Source organism: Pseudomonas sp. SJZ080, assembly GCF_007828295.1.
Classification (GTDB): Bacteria; Pseudomonadota; Gammaproteobacteria; order Pseudomonadales; family Pseudomonadaceae; genus Aquipseudomonas; species Aquipseudomonas migulae_A.
On sequence record NZ_VIUK01000029.1, the window covers coordinates 40,797 to 59,290 of the forward strand.

Here is an 18,494-nt window from a genome sequence, read left to right on the forward strand (position 1 = left end):
TCGCACCGTTTTAATTGTCGTGTCAGGCCTGCATTTCGCTGATGCCGGCCTGTTTCAAAGCAGCGGCCAGGTCGTTGACCTGCCGTTGCTCGGTGTCTTTGAGCTGCTGTAATTGTTGAACGAGACTGGGCGCGCCAAACACGCCGCGCAGGCCTTGGGAAACATCACTGGCCTTGATCGAATGACTGCCGAATGAGTTCAGCGAATCACGCTCGTTGCCGACGTCCTGATTGAACAGACTCGACAACGTGCTGGTGCTGAATACCCCGCCATCACCGCCGCCGAAACCGAGGAAGCCGTGGCCTGCACCATCACCGCCGCTGTCACTGCTACTGAACACTTGCGCGATAAAGCTCTGCGCCAGCGCGCCGTTGTTCATGAAAATGTCGCCCAGCGGCCGAATGCCGTTGCCGATGACCCGGTCTTCGAACAACGGCGCAAAGGTCAGCGGTGAACCGAGATCTCCGGTGGGAGGAATGAAGACGATCGGTTGCAGCGGCACGTTGGGTTGATCGGTCACGGTCACCGGGTCGCTGCTGAGGAATTGCGGGTCCGGAGTCACCGACACGATGCCTATCGCGTAATTGTTGGAGACCGACACGCTGTCACCCGCGTTACCGGCCAGGTCGGTGACGTTGCTGGTGTCGAGGGCGATGAAGTTGCTCGGGTCGCTGACATTGGCAGTGGGCGTGAAGGTGGCGGTCCAGGTCTTGCCGCCGTCGCTGCTGCTCAGGCCCGTCAAATCCCCGTTGGTCACGCTCAAATCCGACAGGTCGAAATTGCTCACCGCTTCGCTGAAGGTGAACGTGACCACGGTGCTCTGTCCGGCGCTCATGTTCGGGTTGGCGACCACAATGCTCACCGTAGGCCGGGTCGCGTCCAGTGCGTAGTTGTTGGAAATGGCGATGCTCGCGCCGACGTTGCCGGCGGCGTCCTGCACGGTACCGGTGTCGAGCACGATCAGGTTGGTCGTGTCGTTCATGCCGGCGGTCGGTGTCAGGGTCGCGGTCCAGGTGACGCCGCCATCGCTGCTGTTCAGGTTCGACAGCACACCGTTGGCCACGCTGATGTCCGACAGGTCGAAGCCGCTCACTGCTTCGCTGAAGGTGATCGTCACCGTGGTGGTGTCACCGATGCCCAGGCGATTGTCGGCAACCACGATGGTGGCGCTCGGCAGCGCGGTGTCGATGGCGAAGTTGTTGGAGTTGGTGGTGCCGGTGCCGGCGTTGCCCGAGGCATTTTGCACACCGCTGTTGTCCAGTGTGATCAGGTTACTGGTGTCGGTGATGCTCGCCGTCGGAGTGAACGTCGCCGTCCAGGTGATGCCGCCATCGCTCGACGAGACGCTGCTCAGCGTGCCATTTGCAATCGTCAGGTCGGCGTTGGAGAAGCCGCTCACCGCTTCGCTGAAGGTGATCGTGACCAGTGACGTTTCACCCGCTTTCAGCGCCGTGTCGGCGACCACGATGGTGGCTGTCGGCAGCACGGTGTCGATCGTAAAGTTCGCCGAGTTGGTGGTTCCACTGCCCGTGTTTCCGGCAATGTCGGCCACCCCGGTGTTGTTCAGGGTGATGAGGTTGCTGGTGTCCTTGATGCCGGACGTCGGTGTGAAGGTGGCGGTCCAGGTGATGCCGCCATCGCTGCTGCTCACCGCACTCAACGTGCCGTTGGGGACACTCAGGTCACTGTTGTCGAAACCGGTCACCGCCTCGCTGAAGGTGATGGTCACCAGCGAGGTTTCACCCGCGCTGAGGGTGCTGTCGGCGACCACGATCGTAGCGGTTGGGCGTTGGCTGTCGATCGCGTAATTGTTGGAATCGGTGGTGCCGCTGCCGGTATTGCCGGCCCCATCGACCACACCGGTGTTGTCCAGGGTAATCAGGTTGGTCGAGTCAGTGATGCTCGCCGTCGGCGTCAGGGTTGCGGTGTAGGTGATGTTATCGCTGGTGCTGAGATTGCTCAGCGTGCCGTTGCTCACCGTCAGGTCGGCGATGGTGAATCCTGTCACCGCCTCGCTGAAAGTGATGGTCACCACCGATGTCTGGCCCACCGCGAGCGCCGAATCCGCGACCACGATGGTTGCCGTTGGCCGCACGGTGTCGATGGCGTAGTTGTTGGAGTTGGTGGTGCCGGTGCCGGCGTTGCCCGAGGCGTTTTGTACTCCGCTGTTGTCCAGGGTGATCAGGTTGGTCGCATCAGTGGTGCTGGCGGACGGCGTGAACGTGGCGGTCCAGGTGATGCCGCCATCGCTGCTGCTCACCGCGCTCAGTGTGCCGTTGGCAATCGTCAGGTCGGCGTTGCTGAAACCGGTCACTGCCTCGGAGAAGGTGATGGTGACCAAGGACGTTTCGCCGATGTTCAGCGCGTTGTCGGCGACGACAATGGTGGCCGTCGGCGCCACGGTATCAATCGTGTAGTTGCCGGAGTTGGTGGTGCCGCTGCCGGTATTGCCGGTCACATCGGTCACACCGGTGTTGTTGAGGGTGATGACGTTGCTCGCGTCGTTCACCCCCGCCGTGGGCGTGAAGGTCGCGGTCCAGGTGATGCCGCCGTCGCTGCTGCTCACCGCCGTCAGCGTACCGTTGGCGATGCTCAGGTCGGCGTTGGTGAAACCGCTGACCGCTTCACTGAATGTAATCGTCACCAGTGAGGTTTCGCCGGCACTCAGGGTCGGGTCGGCCAGGACGATGGTCGCGGTAGGCCGGACCGTGTCGATGGCGTAGTTGTTCGAATCGGTGGTGCCGCTGCCCGTGTTGCCCGACAGGTCGCTGACACCCGTATTGTTCAGGGTGATCAGGTTGGTCGTGTCGTTGATGCTGGCGCTCGGGGTAAACGTTGCCGTCCAGGTGATGCCGCCATCGCTGCTGCTCACCGCCGTCAGCGTGCCGTTGGCAATCGTCAGGTCCGCGTTGGTGAAACCGCTGACCGCTTCGCTGAAGGTGATCGTCACCAGCGAGGTTTCGCCGATTCTCAGCGCAGTGTCCGCGACAACGACGGTTGCCGTCGGGCGCACGGTATCGATGGCGTAGTTGTTCGAATTGCTGGTGCCGCTGCCCACGTTGCCGCTGTTGGCCGATTGCACGCCGCTGTTATCCAGGATGATCAGGTTGGTCGCATCGGTGGTGCTCGCGGACGGCGTGAACGTGGCGGTCCAGGTAATGCCGCCGTCGCTGCTGCTCACCGCGCTCAGTGTGCCGTTGGCAATCGTCAGGTCGGCGTTGCTGAAACCGGTCACTGCCTCGGAGAAGGTGATGGTGACCAAGGACGTTTCGCCGATGTTCAGCGCGTTGTCGGCGACGACAATGGTGGCCGTCGGCGCCACGGTATCAATCGTGTAGTTGCCGGAGTTGGTGGTGCCGCTGCCCGTGTTGCCGGAGAGGTCGGCCACGCCAGTATTGTTGAGGGTGATGACGTTGCTCGCGTCATTCACCCCCGTCGTGGGCGTGAAGGTCGCGGTCCAGGTGATACCGCCGTCGCTGCTGCTCACCGCCGTCAGCGTACCGTTGGCGATGGTCAGGTCGGCGTTGGTGAAACCGCTCACTGCCTCGGAGAAGGTGATCGTCACCAGCGACGTTTCACCTGCTGTCAGTGAAGTATCGGCCAGCATAATCGTGGCAGTCGGGCGCACGGTGTCGATGGCGTAGTTGTTCGAATCGGTGGTGCCGCTGCCCGTGTTGCCCGACAGGTCGCTGACACCCGTATTGTTCAGGGTGATCAGGTTGGTCGTGTCGTTGATGCTGGCGCTCGGGGTAAACGTTGCCGTCCAGGTGATGCCGCCATCGCTGCTGCTCACCGCCGTCAGCGTGCCGTTGGCAATCGTCAGGTCCGCATTGGTGAAACCGCTGACCGCTTCGCTGAAGGTGATGGTCACCAGCGAGGTTTCGCCGATTCTCAGCGCAGTGTCCGCGACAACGACGGTTGCCGTTGGGCGCACGGTATCAATGGCGTAGTTGTTCGAATCGGTGGTGCCGCTGCCGGCGTTGCCCTGCAGGTCACTGACACCCGTATTGTCCAGAGTGATCAGGTTGGTCGTGTCAGTAATGCTGCCGGTTGGCGTAAAGGTCGCCGTCCACGTGATGCCGCCGTCGCTGCTGCTCACGGCGGTCAGCGTACCGTTGGCGAGGGTCAGGTCCGCATTGCTGAAACCGGTCACGGCCTCGGCGAAGGTGATGGTTACCAGCGAGGTTTCACCGATTTTCAGCGCGTTGTCGGCCACCACGATGGTCGCGGTCGGACGGAGCGTATCGATCCCATAGTTGTTGGAATCGGTGGTGCCGCTGCCCGTGTTGCCGGAAAGGTCGCTCACTCCGGTGTTGTTCAGGGTGATCAGGTTGGTCGTGTCGTTGACGCTCGTGTTCGGGGTGAATGTGGCGGTCCAGGTGATGCCGCCGTCGCTGCTGCTCACCGCCGTCAGCGTGCCGTTGGCGAGGGTCAGGTCGGCGTTGGTGAAACCGCTGACCGCTTCACTGAAAGTGATGGTCACCAGCGAGGTATCGCCAATTTTCAGCGCCGTGTCCGTTACCACGATGGTTGCGGTTGGCCGCACGGTATCGATGGCGTAGTTGTTGGAATCGGTGGTGCCGCTACCGGCGTTGCCTGCCAGGTCGCTGACCCCGGTGTTGTCCAGGGTGATCAGGTTGGTCGCGTCAGTAATGCTGGCAGTCGGGGTGAAGGTCCCCGTCCAGGTGATGCCGCCATCGCTGCTGCTCACCGCACTCAGCGTGCCGTTGGCAATCGTCAGGTCGGCGTTGGTGAGACCGGTGACCGCTTCGTTGAAGGTGATGGTCACCAACGACGTTTCGCCGACCTTGAGGGCCGTGTCGGTGAATACGATGCTGGCGGTTGGCCGCGCCGTGTCGACGACGTAGTTGTTGGAGTTGGTGGTCCCGACGCCTGCAGTGCCCAGACCGTTGATTACCCCGGTGTTGTCGAGGGTGATGACGTTGGTCGTGTCCGAAATACTGGCGGTCGGCGTGAACGTTGCCGTCCAGGTGATACCGCCGTCGCTGCTGCTGACGGCACTCAAGGTGCCGTTGGCGAGGGTCAGGTCGGCATTGGTGAAACCGGTCACCGCTTCGGAGAAGGTGATCGTCACCAGGCTCGTTTCACCGATGCTCAACGTGGTATCGGCGACCACAATGGTTGCGGTCGGCGGCGGCGCATACGCGGTGTTGAGTATGCCGCCATCGTTGTAGATGGTCGCCACGGAGGTCGGCGAGGTGCCTGCTGCCCCACCGCCCTGCGCAGTGCCACCGGCACCACTGCCGGCGGCATTACCGGCCAGGGCCGCGAAGTTGGCGGCGGTGATCAGCAAAGTGCCCTTGTTCCAGATCGCGCCGACGCCTCGGCCGCCGATGCCGCCATTACTGGCATTGCTGCCTTGACCACCGCCACCGCCACCGCCCCCACCGGCGCCGATGTTGTTGCTGATGGTCGACGTACCGACGATGGTGATGGCGCCGCTGCTGGCGTTATAGATCCCGCCCACCGCGTTACCGCCCGCGCCACCGACCTTGTCCCAACCGGCGCCGCCACCACCGCCGCCAATGGAAATCGTGCCATTGGTGGCCGTCGCGCCGCTACCGCCGTTGCTGTAATAGGAAACGCCCACCCCGCCAGCCCCGCCCGTGCTGGTACCGCCGCGGCCGCCCATGTGGGTCGCGTCATAACCGCCGCCGTAACCGCCAGCGCCACCACTGCCCGCCTGGCCACCCAATGTGCCGGTGCCTGGCCCGGCCGTACCGCCATGCCCGCCGCCCTGGCCACCCAGACCGCCACCACCGCCACCGCCACCGCCGTAAAACGCACCCGTCACCCCGCCGCCACCGCCGCCACCGGAAGCGGCGTTGGAGGTAACGGTCACGTTTTTCAGGGTCAGGATCCCTGCGTTGAAAATCCCCCCGGCCATCGCGCCCGTGGCACCGTAGCCACCATTGCCACCGTTGCCCGACACCAGGCCACGGGTGATCACCAGGCCATCGAGCGTCACGGTGCTGCCAGACGCCACTTCGATGACTCGGGTCCGGTACTGACCGTCGAGAATCACATCCGCCGCACCGTCGTTGTTCAAGTCGCCATCAACGGTGATGCTCTTGTTGATCAGCAGTTCGGAGGTCAGTTGCACCGTCATGCCGGAGCTGAAGGTGACAATATCGCCGTTCTGCGCCGAAGCGATGGCGGCACGCAACGAGCCGATGCCAGTGTTGGCGTTGTTGGTCGCCGTCCAGGTTGCCAGGCCCCACTGATAGTCGCTCATGGCCATTTTCGACAGGACGTTGGCGCTTTCGATAGAGCCGGTGGCGATTTCCAGATCCCAGTCGCCACCCACACCAGTGCGATTGCTGGACGCGGCCACATCCCGGCCGGTCAGTTGCGCCAGGGAATCGACGAAACTCAAGCCCCGTTCGCCCTCGGCGGTGTAGCAGCCGTAGATCATGATGTCGCCGCCGACATTCATGTCCTTGCCGATTTCCGCCAGCACCGCACTGCGGGCCGCGACGTTGTCGGCCGACAGGTAACTGTTCCCCAGCCACAGATCGCCCGCGTTGCCATGGGCGATGATCTGCACCGAGCTGATGCCCTGATGGGTGTCCAGATAGTCGGCAATCTGCTGCAAGCCGTCCTTGGTGGCGTCGAGTTGAACCACCTGAGTGCCGGGCGCCACACCGTTGAGCAGGCTGCTGGCATCCTTGACCCTGGAATCGACGAACACCACGCTCTGCCCCGGCACGGCAACAGGCGCCACCGCGGGCGAGGCATCGGCCTGGCCGTGGGTGTCCTGGCTGGCAACCGGTTTCTCCGCCACGGGAGGCTTGGCCGCATCAGCCGTGGTGTGGCTGTCAGCCTGGGCGGTATCGGCAACAGTGGCCGCCACCGCGCCGTCGAACAGCATGCGCGGCTCCAGGGACATGATCATTGGCGAGGCCAGCGCTCGTGCGCCGTTGGTAACCCGCGACTTGCCGTTGCTCCACCACATGTTGCTCACCCGGACTCGAACGTTCTTTCTGCGTAAACGAAAACGCCGCGATCAACTGATCGCGGCATCGGCTTTCATACGAATGACATTGGCGGCGCTGGCTGAACCATCGAGCCAAAAGGACAATTCTGCGTACTGCCTGAACAAATCCGGCGGCAGAATCGTGCGCCGTGATTGCAACTCGACTTTGGGCTTGACCTTGTGCAGGCCCGATACACCCAAGGCTTGATCGAACTCCGGCGCGTCGTAGGCCAGGTTGTCGAAATCGTGCTCGAACCAGGGTTCGCCAATGAAGTCGTAGACCAGCCGCATCACCCGGTCAGGCGCCTGGGTCAGCAGGTCGTAATCGACGATCAGCAGCGAGTCGGCGTGCTCGCCGTAATAGGCTTCCTTGAGCGCAGCCCAGGCAAAGCCGACCAGGCGATTGCGCTGGGCCAGGGTTTCGCAGCGGCTGTAGACCGTATTGCGTTCGACCGCATCGCCAAACAGCTTGGTGTTTTCAAATGGGTTGGCGCGATAAAGACGCTCGATGCTGTCCATGACCCAAGCGACATTGCGCACACAGGCAATGACCTTGGCTTGCGGGAACAGATCGCTGATCGCCGGCAGGCGCGAACTCCACAAGCGGTTGGTGTCGAACACCACCGGTTTGTCGGCCTTGTCGGCGTAATAGGAATCGAACAGACCGCGAAGCAAACGACGGCGCATATCGGTGTCGATCACCGCGCCGAACTCGCTGCCGGCGCTGCACTGTTCCAGGACACCGGAAAAGAGCGCACCAACGGGGCTGGTCATGCCGGCATGGAAACGCGGGTTCTGCAAAAGGATTGCAGAAAGCAGGGTCGAGCCCGAGCGCGGCAAACCGGAAATAAAATGAAAGTGTTGCATCCCTTCACCCTGGCCATAAGTCCTTTATGTACGCCAGAGCGTAGACCATGAATGGCCTTACGAATAGTGGTGTTTTGATATCAAATCGAAGCTAAGCCAGCGAGGAAATGCCATTTTCGTTACAGCCTCAAGGCCGCACGAACAGACGCGCATAGGCGCCGCCGGCCCGGGTTTCGCCAACCCGCTGCCAGCCGGCGGGCAACGGCGCGAATTCGTCCGGTGCATCGACGGTACCGATCAGCCAGATTCGACCACGGCCTTTGGGCAAGCTGTCGAGGCTGTCGAGGTAAGTGTCCTGGGTTACCAACGTGCCGAAACCATAGGCATTCGGTCGGCTCGACACACCATTGGCCAACGTCGGCGTGTAAAGCAACGGCTGAGTGTCGGTGCGGTTGTAATAGACGTAACTGAGGTACCAGAGCATGTCGCTGGTGACGATCCGGTCACCGGTCACGAAGTGCTGGTTGACGTAATCGACCATGACGTTGATCTGATCCTGGGTGTCCACCGTGGCGTTGTTCTTCAGGCCCACCAGCTCAACGCCGACAAACAGTATCAACACCGTCACGGCCAGCACCCGAAAGCCTGAATACAGGCGATCCACCGCCAGCGCCACCATCATCGGCAGCCCCAACGCATAGGCCGTCAGGTAGCGCTCGATAAACACCGGCGTGATAAACGACACACCGAACACCAGCAGCAACGGCAACGCCGTGTAGATCACCAGCAGAACGCTGCCGCGAAAGACACTGCGATCCCGCGCCACCCCTACGCCAGCAATGACCGGCAACGCCAGCGGCAGTGCGATGAAAAGCAGCGTCGGCAGGTTGTCGCCATCGTCCTGGATCAGGAACGACCACAGCATCGAAGGCAGCGAGCCGAACGTGACCGGCGTTTCCCAACCCACGTCGCCATTGGCCTTGAGCTGATCCATGTGCTGGAGCAGATCGATCAGGTTCGGCACCCACGGCAAGTACAACAACACGATCGCCGCGTTCGCCAGCCACCAGCCGGGGCGTTGAATATGCCGCAAGCGATAACCCGGTTGTACGCGGATCAACCCCAGGTACAACCAGTGGCAGAGCACGCACAGGGCAGTGAAGTAATGGGTGTAGAACGCAGCCGTCATCAGCAGCGCATACACCACCAGATATCGCCTGCGATGGGGGCTTCTGATCCAGTAGACCAAGGCAATCGTGGCGCCGATCAACCACATCCCCAGCAGTGAATACATGCGTACTTCCTGGCTGTAACGCACCGCCGTGGGCAACAGTGCCAGCAGGAAACCGGCCAGCAACGCCGCACGGCGAGTGGCGAGCAAGTCCATCAGCCACACGCCGAGCCACACCGTGGCGATACCGGGTAAAGCGCTGAGGCTGCGGATCGAAAAAATGCCATCTCCAAACAACTCGATCCAGCCGTGCAGCAACAGGAAATACAGCGGCGGATGCACGTCGTGCGCCGCGTGTACCCAGATGTCGGTCAGTGAAAAACGGCTCAGCAGCAAGCTCGACCCTTCGTCACCCCAGATGGCCGCCGCCGTCAGGTCGTAGAAACGCACCAGCGCCGCCAACGCCAGGATCGGCAACAGCCAATGCTCCCGCGCCCATCGCAACCAGCGCTGGACAATCGCCCAGACGCCGGGCGCTGCGTGCGGTTCCTGGGTGCCGCCAAGCGGTGTTTCTCTGCGCGCCTCCATTGCTCCCCCCCTGAAACGAGCCGACCACAACACCTGTTGATCACTGTAGGACGGCGCACGATCGTCGTCGATGCTGTCTTTGCGACCAACGACATTCGGCCGTGATACGCATCAACTACGCTCTGGCTTGGCGTGACTCAGCCAGGGAAATGAATGGAGTCGGCTGATCGCAACGATTGGCCTGGATGTCCGGGCCACCCTTGCGGCGCGCCAGACAACTAACCTGAGGGATGAGGAACTATGGAAGTATTCATCGGCACAATTCAGCCTTTCGCCTTTAACTACGCGCCCAGCGGCTGGGCCTTGTGTAATGGCCAGACGCTCTCTGTCCAGCAATACAACGCACTGTTCGCGCTGCTGGGGGTCAACTTCGGCGGCAATGGCTCGACCAATTTCATGCTGCCCAACCTGCAAGGCCGAATGCCTGTTTGCATGGGTAACGGGCTGAACCTGACCCCACGGGTCATCGGCGAATTCTCCGGGACCGAGAACGTCACCGCGACCATTACCAACCTGCCCAATCACACCCACGCCCTCTCCGGGCTGACGGCCACCACCACCCTGCAACTGGCCAGCCCGGCGAGCAACCCGGTCACCAATCCCACTGCGACCAACTCGTATGTCGGCGCCTCGGGCGGCGGACCGGGCTCGGCGAGTATCTTCTCCGATCAACAGGGTGCTGCGGCCGTGCCGCTCAAGGGTGTGGCCACGACGGTCACCGGGGAGATTTCCTCCGCCGGCAACGGCCTGCCCATGGAAACCATGAACCCGTTCCTGGTGCTCAACTTCAGCATTGCCCTTGAAGGGCTGTTCCCTTCGCGCGGTTGAGGTTCGGCCGGGGGGATTCCCCCCGGTCACTTTCATTTTTGGGAGTGACGCCATGCTGCAACAGGTTCAACACCACCATTTTCAGACGCTGCAGGGCAAGACTGGCACGCTGCGATTGCCGGATGGCAGTGACCTGCCGATTCATATCGACAGCCTTGAAGAAACACCCCGGGCGCGGATGCCAAACAGCGAGCGCATGCCGTTCAGTGTCGAGCTCACCAGCCTGAAGCCCACGGCGTTCGTCGATGGATTGTGTGCGCTGGAGTTACCGAAACTGGGCCAAGTGAAGGATATTTTTGTCTCACGGGTGCCGGCGATGGGACGTGATCCGGGTGTGGGATATTTCTACATCGCATTCAACTGAACGCACGAGATCCCAATGTGGGAGCGGGCTTGCTCGCGAAGGCGGTGTGTCAGTCAACATCACTTTGGCTGACACACCGCCTTCGCGAGCAAGCCCACTCCCACATTGGCTCGGTGGTGGGTTCAAATTTTTGGATACCACACCAACCGCTCCGCCGCCGGATTACGCTCTTCAACCTGAAACCCCTGCGCCAGGTAATGCTGGCGCGCGTGGGCATTGTTGGCCCAGACCACCGTGGCCACCGGGCAGCGAATCTGCTGCGCGGCTTTTTGCACACCTTGCAGCACCGCCCGACCGTAACCCTGCCCGCGAGCCGGCGGAATGAACGCCAGGTACAACACCCGAATTTCATTGGGGCCAAAATCAGTGGTCAACGCACCGATGGCCGTGCCGAGCTTCTCGATCACGTAGTGCAATGCGTTGGGGAAGTGCTCCCCCAATCCTTGCTCCTGTACCTGAAATTGCTGGGCCACCACGTGTTCGACGACGTCTCGCTCGCCGTCGATCCATTGCAGATCCGGTCGCGCCGACTGATAGAGGCTGTGCAGAAAAGGTCCATCGTTAGCGCGCGACGGCCGCACCACCAAACCGTCGGCCGACACAGAATCCGAACTCGTCATCGCTGCTCTCCCTAGAAACCGCTTTCCCTGACGCCCAGCGCCGCCATGCGCCGCCACGCAACACCCAGCACCGACTCGCCGCGCCCCTGCAACACCACCACGCCGCGCAGCGGTTGCACAGGCGTCGGCGCCTCATCGAGGCTGCTCAACCGCGCCCCGTATTGCCCTTGCACCGGCTCGGCCCGTTGCTGCGGATCCCGGCGCACGGCAATCGGCCCGTGGTGATCGGACGTCAGCGCTTCCTGATCGACATAGGCTGCACCGTTGGTGTCGACCTCAGTCAGTTGCACAGCGATCGCCGGGTGCATCGGGTCATCGGCAATGAACCGCCCGCGAGCCCCCGGTGCCACACGCCACAACTCGGCTTCAGCCAAATAACCACGCAACCGCACACCGTCCTCCACCACCCGCGCCAACGGCTCCTTGGTCGCCAGCCAACGGCCGACGGCCAATTGCGGCAACAGATCGCGCACGTTGCCGGCATGGGGTGCGCGCAGCAGCAATCGCTCGCGCTGGGCCGCCAAACCGCGGTATTCGGCCACCGCTTCAGCCAGACGCTGCTCGACGATACCCGCATCCGCCGCGGTCTCGCTGCGACTCGCCTGCCGACGCATCTGCAATTGCTGGATCTGGATTTCCCGGCGCACGATGGCCTGGCGCGAGTCCAGGTCCGGCGATTCCAGTTCGATCAGCACATCACCCTGAGCGACCTTTTGCCCATCGCGCACATTCACCACTTTGACCCGCGAAGCCACCGGCGCATGCAACGCACTGACCCGTCCCGCCTCGAGCATTGACGGCAGCTCCACCGCACTGCGCCAGGGCAGCGCCAGAAACAGCACGAAGGCGAGCAACCCCAACGCACTCAACAACACCCGCGGCGCATGGGCCTGATCGCGGCGGCTCCACCACTCCCGCCATTCGCGCGCGATCGGCAGAAAGATGAACCACACCAGCTCAACCAGCATCAGGAAGATACCCAGCAGCTTGAAGAACAAGTGATACACCGCCAGCGCAATCCCGAAAAACAGCACCGCGCGCCACAGCCACGAGCCGTAGCCCCATACCAACAGACGTCGCTGCATCCTCGGCGACAAAGGTTCCGGAGCCGGTTCGCCATAGCCGAACAGGGTTTCGCGCAGATGCCAGCGACACAGGGCAAAGGCGCGCCCCTGCAGGTTGTCCACCTCCCAGAAATCACTGAGCAAAAAGTAGCCATCGAAACGCATGAACGGGTTGAGGTTGATCACCAGCGTGGTCATCCAGGTCGCACTGGCAAGCATGAACGCCGCCGTGCGCGCCGGCCCGTCGGGCAGCAGCGACCAGGCCAGCAGCGCGATACTCGCCAGCAGCAGTTCGGCCAGCACGCCACCGGCACCGATCAGCAATCGGGCACGCCGATCGTTGACCCGCCAGGCATCGCTGACGTCGGTGTAGAACATCGGCAACATCACCATAAATGCCACGCCCATGCTCTGCACCCGACACCCCGCGCGCTTGGCCATGAACGCGTGGCCGAATTCGTGGCAGAGCTTGGCAAAAAACAACGCCACGCCAAAGGCCAGCGCACCACCGAGGCTGAACAGATGAGGGAAGGTCGCGATAAATCGTTGCCAGTCCCGGGACACGAGAAACACCCCGAGGCCCAGCGTTGCCGGCAATCCGAAGCGCAGCAGTCGCGGGCCGAAGCGCGCCAGCCAGGGCCAGGCTCGATTGAGAAACGCATCCGGGCGCCAGAGCGGGATTCGGAAAAACAGGTACTGATGCAGCAGAATCTGCCACAGCGACTGACGCTGGGCGGCGGCCTTCAGGCTGTAACTGTCACGCTGCTGCGGGTCTAGGGCACTGATCAGATCGTGGCTGCGCAGAAAGCCCAGCAGTTGCTCCAGATCGCTGCCGGCCAAAGGCAAACCCGGTTCGCGATTCGCGGCGTGCAGGACCTGCTCGGGATCACCCAGGGACCAATGTCGCAGCAAGCGCATCGCCGCCACGCCGAGTTTGAAATAGCGGCCGCGCACCGGGTCAGCCAGTGTCCAGCGCGGCGAGCCGTCCAGCGCCGGTGAAGCGGGGGTCAGCTGCAAGTCCGCGCGCAGGCTGGGCAGGCTCATCTACAGCCCCACACTCTGGCGCAAACCGGCCAGGGGTTTGCGCAGCAGATAGAGCGCCAGCGGTGCACGATCACCGAAGACTTTCGCCGTGCCGCGCAGGCCGATACGCGGTGGCGCCTGATCGAAACTGGCATCGAGTCGATAGGCCAACTGCCCGCCGGCCGTGGGCTGCGCTTCGTAAGCCGCGCGTTCGAGCCGGGCCAGATGTCGCTGCAACGGATCGCTGTCGAGGAACAGCGCGACTTGCGCGCCGGGTTCCAGAGAGATCGCGTCACCAACGGCCAGTTCGATGCGCAGTTCGGCTTGGGTCGGGTCAGCGATTTCCATCAACCGTTCGCCGGTCTGCACCGGTTTTCCGGTCCAGCGCTCGGCGTCGGCGAACACGGCGATGCCGTCGCGCTCGGCGCGCACTTCGCTGCGTTTGAGCAGCTCACGGGCGTAGTCCCGTTCGGCGCGTTTTTGCTCGACGCGCGCGGCCAGCAGATCAATTTTCGAACTGGATTCGGCATCGGCAAACGAGCGTTGGGAGTTGGCCTTCAATTCAGCTTCGGCCACGCCCAGGGCGCGTTCGGCCACGTCGGCCTGAGCCTTGAGCGTGGTGCTTTCAAAGCGCAGCAGCAGGTCGCCGGTTTTCACCGTCTGGTTGGGTTTGACCAGGAACTCGGCGATCACCCCGTCCAGCGGTGCCGCGACGACCCGACCACCCAATGGCACCACTTCCGCCGGCGCCAGCACCGATTGGCGCACCGGGATCAACAGCCCGAGCACCAGCACAGCCACCAGCGCCAGCTGACGTTTTCGGGTCCAGCGCAGTCGCCACGGTTTGCGCGGCTGCAGCGCCAGCCAGGCATGGCTGTAAGTGTCACCGAGTTGCGACAGCAACACTTGCTCCGGCGGGTTCCACGGCAGATCCCGGGCCAGCCACAGGCCGCCGAACACTTCACCTTGATGATCAATCAGCGGCAGCCAGAACACCTGAGCGGGAGACAGGCTTTGCCAGTCCGCCTGGATCGATTCGCTGAGAAGATCGGGCGAAATCACCCGCGCCTTTTTCAGCACATCGCCCTTGAACAACTGCGCTACCGCCTGCTCGACGAACGCCACGAACGGGGCATTCGGGTCCACGGCACTGACGCCCGTCACCGCCTGCACCTTGCCGGCAATCAATAACGCGGCATGGCGAAAACCGAACAGCGCCTGAGCGTCATTGACCAGGCTGTAGGCCAGTTGCGACGGATTGCGCGCGGCGCGGGTCTGGCGTTCAAGATCCAGGAAACGGGCGAAGACCTGCTCCGCGCCGCCGCTTACCGGAGCGTTCACTTGAGCTCCGCGAAACGCGCCGTGCCGCTCATGCCGGCCAACAAACCTGAGGCGCTGGGCAGCGTCGCGACCAACAGCAAGGTCTGGCTGCCTTCGTCAATTCGCGCGCCCAGCCGTTTGACCGTGGCATCCAGCGGCCGACCGGTTTCATCGGGGACAAAACTGAACGTCTGGCCGGGCTTGAGCTTGCCCATCCAGCGCGACGGCACCAGCAAATGGATTTCCAGCGTGCGGTTGTCGACCACATCCAGCAACGGCGCACCGGCGGCAACGCTTTCATAACGCTGAACCTTGCGCTCGACCACCTGACCATCAAACGGCGCCACCACGCTGCAGCGTTTGACCTGAACCTGATACACCTGGGACTGCGCCTGCGTCTCGCTGAGCCTGGCCTCGGCCCGCGCCACTTCGAAACGCCCGACCGAATTCAATGCCGCCAGTTGCCTGTTGTGAGCCAGCTCTTCACTGGCCCCACGGCTGGCCGCCTGCGCCGCATTGAGCTGCGCCTGATAGGCCGAACAATCGAACCGCGCCAGCGTATCGCCCTTCTTGAACGACTCGCCCTCACTGAACGGCAACTCGACAATCCGCCCGGACAACTCGCTGGCGAGCATCGCCTGATCCCGAGCCCGCAACACACCACGGGCCTCCGTGCTGGCTGCCGAACTGCTGCTGCCGACGCTGCTGTCCAACAGCGGATCGTCTGGCACGGGCGTTTGCGCCTGAGCGGTACACGTTACAAAGGTCAATCCGATAACCCACACACGAACTCGTCGCATAACCGTAACTCCCTGACGGATGAGCGGAGTCTATGACAGCGTGGGTGAGCGTCAAGGTGATAGGGACTATTGGATGGCAATGTCTGGTATCAAAAAGATTACTTTCAGCGTGTAGGGTTAGCTGCCGACTCGGCAGGTCGGTGGTTGACGCAAATGGCGAACGCCATTTAGGATCTCCGCACTACTCAACCCCGTACGCAGAGATTCAGTTCTCTGGCCGTTGGGGTGAAAAAACCGGCTCCGGCCGGTTTTTTCGTTTCTACGCAACGGATCATCGTTGCGCCATCTCCCCCACCGGATACACCGACTCCCATCCCCCACCCAACGCTTTGTACAACCCGACCATCGCCAACGACACCCCGGTCGAACTCTCGACCCATTGCTGCTGGGTCGCCAGCAACTCGCCTTGCACGGTGAGGACGTTAACGAAATCCACCACCCCTTCCACGTATTGTTGTTGCGCGGTGCGCAGGGCGATCTGGTTTTGGCGTACGGCTTCGGCGAGGCTGTCGCGGCGCAGTTGGCTGGCGTTGTAGGCAGTCAGTTGGTCGTCGATTTCATGCCAGGCCCGCAGCACGGTTTGCTGGTAGGCGATGGCGGCTTCCTGTTGCTGGGCTTCTCGCAAGTTCAGCACGCCGCGCAGGCGGCCGCCATCGAACAGCGGCAGGCTGAATTGCGGGCCGACGCCGAACGTACGCGAGCCCCAGGAGCCGAAATCGCTCAGTTGCATCGCTTGTGAGCCGACGTTGCCCGACAGGGTGATGCGCGGATAGAAATCCCCCTTGGCCACCCCAATGTTCGCCGTGGCGGCATGCAGGCGAGCTTCGGCCCGGCGGATGTCCGGGCGGCGTTCGGCCAATTGCGACGGCAGGCCGATGGCGACCTGGCGCGGGGTTTGTGGCACCGGCGCGTCGGTGGATAACTCGGCATGCAGCGCCTGGGGCGGTTCGCCCATCAACAGGCTCAAGGCATTGATCAGTTGCGACTGACGCTGCTCCAGCGCCGGCAGGCGCGATTCGATGGCGGCAACTTGCGCGGCGGCTTCGGCGACATCGAGGTCGGTGGCGACACCGTCGGCCAGGCGCAGCTGCGACAGTTTCATGCTATGGCGGGCGACGTCGAGGTTCTCTTCAGTGACGGCATGCGTACTTTGCACGCCGCGTAGCTGAATGTAGTCCTGGGCGACTTCGGCAAGGACAGACAACAGCACGCTGCGCCGGTCGTTTTCCGCGACTTCCAGCGTGGCATCCGCTGCTTCGGTTTCACGGCGGACCCGCCCCCAGAAATCCAGTTCCCAGGAGGCCGAGAAGCCGGCGTCCCACAAATTGAACGCCGAGTTGCCATTGTGCCCCGAGGGATCGCTCAAACCTTCGCCGCTGTTGCGTTTACGTCCGTAGCTGCCTGTGGCGGCGGTGTTGGGGTAGCGATCTGCGGTGATCACCTGGCGCGCGGCGCGACTTTGCTCCAGGCGGCTGCTGGCGAGTTTCAGGTCGAGGTTGTCGGTCAGGGCACGCTGGGTCAGGGCCGAGAGTTTCGGGTCGTGGAAGACTTCCCACCAGCGTTCGTCCATGGTTTCGGCGACGGTTTGTCTGGCGGCGGTTTTCGATGGTTTCGACCATCCGGCGATTTGCTGAGTTTGAGGCTTTTGGAAGTCCGGGCCGACAGTGCAGGCTGTGAGGCCCAGAACCAGGAAGGTGCACAGGGTGAGTTGAGGCCACTGGCCTCTTCGCGAGCAAGCTCGCCCCCACATGGGGATCTCTTGTGCACTGCGATGCTCCAATGTGGGAGCGGGCTTGCTCGCGAAGGCGTCAGAACTGTCGACGAAGATGCTCATCGTTGCGCAACCTCATGCTCACCAGTGTCAGCCGTATCAATACTTGCCTCCACCGACATCCCCACGCGCAGCCGATCAGCCAACGCCTGCCCCGGGGCCAGAACGATTTTCACCGGAATGCGCTGCACAACCTTGGTGAAATTGCCGGTCGCGTTGTCCGGTTTGATCGAAGCGAAGGTCACGCCCGTGGCCGGGGCAATGCTCTCGACGCGACCGCGCAGCGCTTCGCCGCCCAGACTGTCCACGCGCACTTGCACGCCCTGCCCCGGTTGCACGTCGGTCAGTTGGGTTTCCTGAAAATTGGCGACCACATAAGCCTGCGCCAATGGCACCACCGCCAGGATCTTGCTTCCCGGTGTCACGTAAGCGCCAACCCGCACCGCACGCTCGCCCACCATGCCGTCCTGAGGCGCCACGATGCGCGTGTAGGACAGCTCGTAGCTGGCCATTTCCAGCGCCGCTTGCGCACGTTTCAACCCGCCGTCTGCTGCATCGCGCTGGGCGGTGAGAATTTCCACCTGCTTGCGTTCCGCCGCCAACACCGCTGTCGCATTGGCCAACCGGGCACTGGCCTGATCGATACGCGTGCGGGCTTGCTGAGCGTTCTGCACCGTACCCGCGCCAACGCCAGCGAGGTGGTTGTAGCGATTCAATTCATGTTCGGCGAACGCCATCTCTGCCTTGGCCGACACGACCGTGGCTTGCGCCTGAGCGATCACCGACGCCTGGCGCTCAAGGGTTGCGCGAGCGTTTTGCAGTTGCGCCCGCGCCACCAGTGTTTCGGCGTCGGCGGCTTGAGCGGCAGCGCGCAAATCCCGGTCATCGATCAGCGCCAGCAACTGCCCGGCCTTGACCTGCTGATTGTCTTCCACCAGCACGTCCTTGATGAACCCGGCGACGCGGGGCACGACCAACGTGAAGTCGGCAGAGACAAAGGCGTCATTAGTGTTCTGTTGCGTACGCTTGCCAAAAAATCCCGGTGCCAGCAGATACACCAGTACGCCGACCGCCACCACGGAGGCAATTGCGACGGCGATTTTTTGCTTGGATTGAGTCGTCATAAAAACCTTCTGTTTCA

11 protein-coding genes are annotated in these 18,494 nt (G+C 62.6%); 2 read left to right on the top strand and 9 right to left on the bottom strand.

The window, feature by feature from the left end:
* Positions 1–22: 22 nt before the first annotated feature.
* The 3 genes from FBY04_RS27810 to FBY04_RS27820 all read right to left on the bottom strand — a co-directional run bounded on the left by FBY04_RS27810 (position 23) and on the right by FBY04_RS27820 (position 9,563).
* Positions 23–6,976 (bottom strand): Ig-like domain-containing protein, encoded by a 6,954-nt coding sequence (locus tag FBY04_RS27810; protein ID WP_145318487.1) that lies wholly within the window; start codon positions 6,974–6,976, stop codon positions 23–25.
* A 51-nt stretch (positions 6,977–7,027) separates the two neighbouring features.
* On the bottom strand, positions 7,028–7,864 hold the full coding sequence (locus FBY04_RS27815; RefSeq protein ID WP_145318490.1) for a sulfotransferase: 837 nt from the start codon (positions 7,862–7,864) through the stop codon (positions 7,028–7,030).
* Between the two features lie 127 nt (positions 7,865–7,991).
* Positions 7,992–9,563: a glycosyltransferase family 39 protein gene (locus tag FBY04_RS27820; RefSeq protein ID WP_145318493.1), complete on the bottom strand. Its 1,572-nt coding sequence runs from the start codon at positions 9,561–9,563 to the stop codon at positions 7,992–7,994.
* Positions 9,564–9,803: 240 nt separating this feature from the next.
* On the opposite strand from FBY04_RS27820, the gene FBY04_RS27825 reads away from it, so the two are divergent.
* Positions 9,804–10,391, top strand: coding sequence for a phage tail protein (locus FBY04_RS27825; protein WP_084323367.1), 588 nt, complete (start codon positions 9,804–9,806; stop codon positions 10,389–10,391).
* A gap of 52 nt (positions 10,392–10,443) precedes the next feature.
* Positions 10,444–10,755 carry a hypothetical protein gene (locus FBY04_RS27830; RefSeq protein ID WP_145318497.1) on the top strand — a complete coding sequence of 104 codons (312 nt, stop codon included), beginning with the start codon at positions 10,444–10,446 and terminating at the stop codon, positions 10,753–10,755.
* A 122-nt stretch (positions 10,756–10,877) separates the two neighbouring features.
* Here FBY04_RS27830 and FBY04_RS27835 read toward each other — a convergent pair whose 3' ends face one another.
* The 6 genes from FBY04_RS27835 to FBY04_RS27860 all read right to left on the bottom strand — a co-directional run bounded on the left by FBY04_RS27835 (position 10,878) and on the right by FBY04_RS27860 (position 18,477).
* A complete protein-coding gene (locus tag FBY04_RS27835; protein ID WP_145318500.1) occupies positions 10,878–11,375 on the bottom strand; it encodes a GNAT family N-acetyltransferase in 498 nt (165 codons plus the stop codon).
* A gap of 11 nt (positions 11,376–11,386) precedes the next feature.
* Positions 11,387–13,483, bottom strand: a complete 2,097-nt coding sequence (locus FBY04_RS27840) for an efflux RND transporter periplasmic adaptor subunit (protein ID WP_145318503.1) — start codon at positions 13,481–13,483, stop codon at positions 11,387–11,389.
* Entirely contained in the window at positions 13,484–14,803 is a 1,320-nt protein-coding gene (locus tag FBY04_RS27845) for an efflux RND transporter periplasmic adaptor subunit (protein WP_084323363.1), read from the bottom strand.
* On the bottom strand, positions 14,800–15,582 hold the full coding sequence (locus FBY04_RS27850) for an efflux RND transporter periplasmic adaptor subunit (RefSeq protein WP_084323362.1): 783 nt from the start codon (positions 15,580–15,582) through the stop codon (positions 14,800–14,802). Before FBY04_RS27850 ends, FBY04_RS27845 begins: the two co-directional genes overlap by 4 nt.
* 271 nt (positions 15,583–15,853) lie before the next feature.
* The gene (locus FBY04_RS27855; RefSeq protein WP_145318506.1) at positions 15,854–17,416 is read right to left on the bottom strand and encodes an efflux transporter outer membrane subunit; all 1,563 of its coding nucleotides are present in this window, start codon (positions 17,414–17,416) and stop codon (positions 15,854–15,856) included.
* Positions 17,413–18,477 carry an HlyD family secretion protein gene (locus FBY04_RS27860; protein WP_145318509.1) on the bottom strand — a complete coding sequence of 355 codons (1,065 nt, stop codon included), beginning with the start codon at positions 18,475–18,477 and terminating at the stop codon, positions 17,413–17,415. The genes FBY04_RS27855 and FBY04_RS27860 overlap by 4 nt, the downstream gene beginning before the upstream one ends.
* Positions 18,478–18,494 lie beyond the last annotated feature (17 nt).